Annotated in this window: 1 protein-coding gene; it reads right to left on the bottom strand. The window is 43.0% G+C overall.

The genetic code is table 11. The features are described 5' to 3' along the window. Positions 1-444 (bottom strand): transposase family protein (locus QOS10_RS09505; protein ID WP_283595208.1); only part of this gene is annotated, 444 nt, incomplete at both ends.

Below are 444 nucleotides of genomic sequence, written 5' to 3'. Positions count from 1 at the left end.
ACGATTGGGCTTAAAAGTATCTTCTAACCCTTCGAGCTGACGCTCAACGGTGTTAACGGAAACATTGTGATGGCTGGCAATGGTCCGCATGGATTCATTATCACTAAGTTCTTGTGCGATATGGTATTTAACGCTGTTCGCAATTCGACAAGCAAATCTAACTCCTTGAATTTGGGCCACTCGAGTAACCCGTTTTGGGCAGTCGGCTGATGGTGGACAAAGATACTGTTGTTTTTTGATTTTTAGCACTGCTGGTTTGCCGGCAACTGAAAGAATCTTAATCGTTACTGGCTTCTTTCGAAAACCATTGCGCCGCATCAGCTGGCCGCAAAGCGGGCAGTGCATCGGATAAGACTGAATTAAGTGAATGACTTTTAAGTTTTTATTCTCAGTTAAAAATGGTTTGTCAGGTTTTAAGTGAGGATCCTTGATTCCAGTCCAAAA

Origin of the sequence: Limosilactobacillus galli (assembly GCF_947381495.1) — a bacterium.
Taxonomy (GTDB): domain Bacteria; phylum Bacillota; class Bacilli; order Lactobacillales; family Lactobacillaceae; genus Limosilactobacillus; species Limosilactobacillus galli.
Note: the sequence above shows the minus strand (reverse complement) of the source record. Positions and strands in the feature narration are given on the sequence as shown.